This is a genomic window from Streptomyces atriruber (genome assembly GCF_001418325.1).
In the GTDB taxonomy this organism is placed as follows: Bacteria; Actinomycetota; Actinomycetes; order Streptomycetales; family Streptomycetaceae; genus Streptomyces; species Streptomyces atriruber.
In genome coordinates this window covers 1-4,505 of sequence record NZ_LIPN01000169.1, presented here as the reverse complement: position 1 = coordinate 4,505, position 4,505 = coordinate 1, and the positions used below count along the sequence as shown (strand labels likewise).

Genomic DNA, 4,505 nt, shown 5'->3' with positions numbered 1-4,505 from the left:
CGTGTCCGCACGCCGATCACTGCTGCCCACCGCCGCCGCCGGAGCCCTCCTCGGCGCCCTGTGCTTCGTCCCCTCCGCCAACGCGACATCGCCCGCGGCCCACGAAGCCCCCCGAAACAACAGCTCCACGACGTCGCCCGCGCCCGCCGCCCCGGCCGATTCCCCCAACCGCCACGAAACGGCCTCCGCGGCCTCCGGGCGCCTCGCGGAGACGGGGGGCGGCTTCGACACGACTCCGTACATAATCGGCGGCACGGCGTTCCTGGGCCTGGGCGCGGGCTTCGTGGTGTTCTCGGTACGCAGGGAGCGCGACGGCAGCGGACGCGGCAGCGCGGCCTACTGAGCCTCGCGGGCCGCTCCCCGCCGGTAGAGCTGCCGGGCGCGGGCCAGGTCGCGGGGGCCGGTCCCGGTCCCGTTTCCCTGTTCGCCCCCGCCCTCGTCCTCGTACAACGGCAGGAAGAACTCCACCTGCCACGACTGCGCCTTGTCCGCCTGCCGGTTGGTGGTGGTCACCCAGGGCGGATAGACGCGGAAGGCGCGCTTTCCGCCGGAGCCGTTCGTCGAGACGACACCATGTGCGCGGAGCGCGTCCAGCGGAAAGACGAACTGGCCGAAGTGGCCCTGGTCGCGGCTGCTGATGACGAAGAGGTCGACGGGGTCCGTGTCGTCGAAGGGCTGGATGGGCCCGGCGGCGGACCTCTTCCAGACGGTGACGAACTGGCCGACCTTGGTCGGCGTCGTCCTGGCCTCGCGGAAGCGGATGCGCAGACCGTCGAGCGTGAGCGTCTGGGCCGCGTAATCGGCGCCCTCCGCCTCGGGCACCGGCTGCGACCAGACGAATCCGCAGGGGTCGTAGACGAGTGCCTTCGCCGCCAGGAGATCGGGCGACGGACACGGTCGGTTCGCTGTCATCCGTCCACCCTGTCACAGGAAGTGGACCCGGCCCGCCGACGATTACTCTGCGCCGCATGACCACCTCAGACACGTACACCGACTCCGGTGACGCCGAAGTAGCGATAGCCGCGGCACGTGCGGGCGCGGACGTCGTGCGCGGCATGTACGGCCGACGGCTCGCCCGGATCGACAAGGGCGGCGGCGACTTCGCCACCGAGGCCGACGTGGCGGCCGAGAAGGCGATCCTCGACGTCATACGGGCCGCGCGGCCGGACGACACCGTGCTCGGCGAGGAGGGCGGCCGACGGGGCGCCGCCGACGCCGCGCGCCAGTGGACGGTGGATCCCCTCTGCGGCACGTTGAACTACGCCGTCGGCAACATGCTCGTGGCCGTCAACGTGGCGCTGCACGACGGGGCGGCGGCGGTGGCGGACCCGTTCAGCGGCGAGGTCTTCCACACGGACGGCACGTCGGCATGGGTGCGGCAGCACGGCGGAGGCGAGGAGGCGGCGGGAGCAGCGGCGGCCGACGCGCTCTTGGTGCCCGCCCCGGACACCCGGCTCGTGGACGTCAACCTCGATCCGCCCTTCCCTGGCGCGCCCGGATTCCGCGGGGTGGACCTGCTGGCCCACCCCGGCTTCGTCGCGCGGTTCCGGCCCCGGGTCGTGTCCACGACGCTGGCGTTGGTCTGGGTCGCGGCGGGCAGGCGGGCCGCGTACGTCACCGACGGCGGCGACCTGTCCGAGAGCGTGCACTTCGCCGCCGGTATCGCCCTGTGCCGGGCAGCGGGCTGTGTGGTCACCGGAGTTGACGGCGCCCCGCTGGGGCGTGCGGGCCGGGGCCTGGTGGCGGCGGCCGACGCCGAGACCCACGGGCTGCTGATGTCGATGATCGGCGGCTAGGAGCGATGCCCGTCCCGGGGGCGTCGGCGCGGAGTTGTCCGCGATCTCTCCCGGAATTGTCCTTGATCCGTAACAGACGCATCCCTTCGTCTCCGTGGCTCGTCCTGTCGGGTGGCCGCAACGCGGCAACCGGGGGTTCGGCGAGGACTTGGCAAAGGGGCGGGCATGGCACGGCACAGCGGTGGGCGGGGCTGGTACGGCAAGCTGATCGGGGCGGCGCTCGGGGTGACGATGCTCGCCACCGGCGCCTCGGTGTGGACCGCGCAGGCCGGTGACGCGGACAACGCGTCACCGGAGGCGACCGCGCCCGCCGAGCCCGGCCAGGACGTGAAGCCGGTCTCGTCGACCATCGCGCACGCCTCGGAGAAGGGGAAGCGCGGCGTCAACATCACCATCGACGACGGCCCCGACCCCAAGTGGACCCCTCAAATGCTCGACCTGCTGCGGGAGAACGGGGTGAAGGCCACGTTCTGCATGGTGGGTACGCAGGCGCAGGCCCACCCGGACGTCGTGAAGCAGGTCGTCGCGGCCGGGCACCGGCTGTGCGACCACTCGGTGTCGCACAACACCGGCATGGACAAGGACACCCAGGCCTACCAGTCGAAGCAGATACTCGACGCCGAACGCATGATCACCAAGGCGTCCGGCGGCGTCCGGCCGATGTACTACCGGGCGCCCGGCGGGGCGTTCACCCCCTACAGCCGCAAGCTCGCCGCCGACCGGGGCATGCGTCCGCTGGGCTGGAACGTGGACACCAAGGACTTCGAGCGCCCGGGCACGGACGCCATCGTCGCGACCGTGGAGCGGGAGCTGCCCAACGGGCCGACGCTCCTCTTCCACGACGCGGGCGGCGACCGCACCCAGACCGTGGAGGCCCTGCGCCGGCTCCTCCCCCAGCTGAAGGCGCAGGGCTACTCCTTCGGCTTCCCGGTGCGCTGAGCCACCCGGTCCGCCGGTCCGCCGATCCGCTAGGCCAACGCCCCCGTCACCGGCTCGACCGCCGTCACGAGCGCGCCGGACCTGACGAACGCGTCCGCCGCCGCCAGGTCCGGCGCGAGGAAGCGGTCCGGGCCCGGACCCTCGACGCCCGCCTTGCGGACGGCCTCGATGACCGCCTGCGTCGCGGGCGCCGGGGTGAGGCCCTCGCGGAGTTCGACGGCGCGCGTCGCGGCGTAGAGCTCGATCGCCACGATGCGGGTGAGGTTGTCGACCGCGGTGCGCAGCTTGCGGGCCGCGGACCAGCCCATGGAGACGTGGTCCTCCTGCATGGCGGAGGACGGGATCGAGTCGGCCGAGGCGGGGACGGCGAGCCGCTTCATCTCGCTGACCAGGGCCGCCTGCGTGTACTGGGCGATCATGAGGCCCGAGTCGACGCCCGCGTCGTCCGCGAGGAACGGCGGCAGGCCGTGCGAGCGGTTCTTGTCGAGCAGCCGGTCGGTGCGGCGCTCGGCGATCGAGCCGAGGTCGGCCGCGGCGATGGCGAGGAAGTCCAGGACGTACGCGACCGGGGCGCCGTGGAAGTTGCCGTTCGACTCGACGCGGCCGTCGGGCAGCACCACGGGGTTGTCGACGGCGGCGGCCAGCTCGCGCTCGGCGACGAGCCGCGCGTGGGCCATCGTGTCCCGGCCCGCGCCCGCGACCTGCGGCGCGCACCGCACCGAGTACGCGTCCTGGACGCGCGGCGCGTCGTCCTGGTGGTGTCCGGTGAGGCCGGACCCGGCGAGGACGGCGAGCATGTTGGCGGCGGAGGCGGCCTGGCCCGGGTGGGGGCGGATGGCGTGCAGCTCGGGCGCGAGGACCTTGTCCGTGCCGAGCAGCGCCTCCAGCGTCAGGGCCGCGGTGACGTCGGCCGACTTGTAGAGGGTCTCCAGGTCGGCGAGGGCCATCACGAGCATGCCGAGCATGCCGTCGGTGCCGTTCAGGAGGGCGAGGCCCTCCTTCTCGCGCAGCTCGACGGGCGTGATGCCGTGCGCGGCGAGCAGCTCGCCGGCGGGCCGCAGCTCGCCGTCGGGGCCCTCGGCGTCGCCCTCGCCCATCAGCGTCAGCGCACAGTGGCTGAGCGGCGCGAGGTCGCCGGAGCAGCCCAGGGAGCCGTACTCGTGGACGACCGGGGTGATGCCCGCGTTCAGTACGTCGGCCATCGTCTGCGCGACCTCGGGGCGCACGCCCGTGTGGCCGGAGCAGACCGTCTTCAGGCGCAGGAACATCAGCGCGCGCACGACTTCGCGCTCCACGCGCGGGCCCATTCCGGCCGCGTGCGAGCGGACGATGTTGCGCTGCAGCTGGGCGCGGAGGTCGGGGCCGATGTGGCGGCTGGCCAGGGCGCCGAAGCCGGTCGAGACGCCGTACACGGGCTCGGGCTTGGCCGCGAGCGCGTCGACGATCTCGCGGGACGCGGCGAGCGCCGCCAGCGCCTCGGCGGAGAGTTCGATCCGTGCGTTGCCGCGCGCGACGGCGATGACGTCCGCCGCGGTCGTCCCGGAGGTCCCAAGGGCCACGGTGCCCACGCTGTGCATATCCATATTCAGCAGCGTACGGACTGAATCGCCAGGTGTCACGGGTGGAATCGGCATGAGCCACTTACCGCGAGGTCAGCGGCGCCCCAACACCCGACGAACACCCCACCCCGGCGGCCGCACGGCCCGCGGACCCACCGCTCCCGCCAGCCGCCCGTCACCGCCCACTGCCGTCCGCCGTCCGCCGCCGCAG

Annotated in this window: 5 protein-coding genes; 3 read left to right on the top strand and 2 right to left on the bottom strand. The window is 73.3% G+C overall.

Features of this window, described 5'->3' with window-relative positions; translation table 11 throughout:
• The first annotated feature begins 1 nt into the window (after position 1).
• Positions 2 to 343 (top strand): hypothetical protein, encoded by a 342-nt coding sequence (locus AOK03_RS19245; protein WP_055566540.1) that lies wholly within the window; start codon positions 2 to 4, stop codon positions 341 to 343.
• On the opposite strand, the gene AOK03_RS19240 is transcribed toward AOK03_RS19245, so the two are convergent.
• Positions 337 to 912, bottom strand: a complete 576-nt coding sequence (locus AOK03_RS19240; protein ID WP_055566539.1) for a MepB family protein — start codon at positions 910 to 912, stop codon at positions 337 to 339. The two genes, AOK03_RS19245 and AOK03_RS19240, sit on opposite strands and share 7 nt — an antisense overlap.
• 56 nt (positions 913 to 968) lie before the next feature.
• On the opposite strand from AOK03_RS19240, the gene AOK03_RS19235 reads away from it, so the two are divergent.
• Both AOK03_RS19235 and AOK03_RS19230 read left to right on the top strand, forming a co-directional pair.
• Complete coding sequence (locus AOK03_RS19235; RefSeq protein WP_055566538.1) at positions 969 to 1,796, top strand: inositol monophosphatase family protein; 828 nt, start codon at positions 969 to 971, stop codon at positions 1,794 to 1,796.
• A gap of 165 nt (positions 1,797 to 1,961) precedes the next feature.
• A complete protein-coding gene (locus tag AOK03_RS19230; RefSeq protein ID WP_055566537.1) occupies positions 1,962 to 2,735 on the top strand; it encodes a polysaccharide deacetylase family protein in 774 nt (257 codons plus the stop codon).
• Between the two features lie 29 nt (positions 2,736 to 2,764).
• Here the strand turns inward: AOK03_RS19230 and hutH are convergent, their stop codons facing one another.
• Positions 2,765 to 4,303: a histidine ammonia-lyase gene (gene hutH / locus AOK03_RS19225; protein ID WP_425264395.1), complete on the bottom strand. Its 1,539-nt coding sequence runs from the start codon at positions 4,301 to 4,303 to the stop codon at positions 2,765 to 2,767.
• Positions 4,304 to 4,505 lie beyond the last annotated feature (202 nt).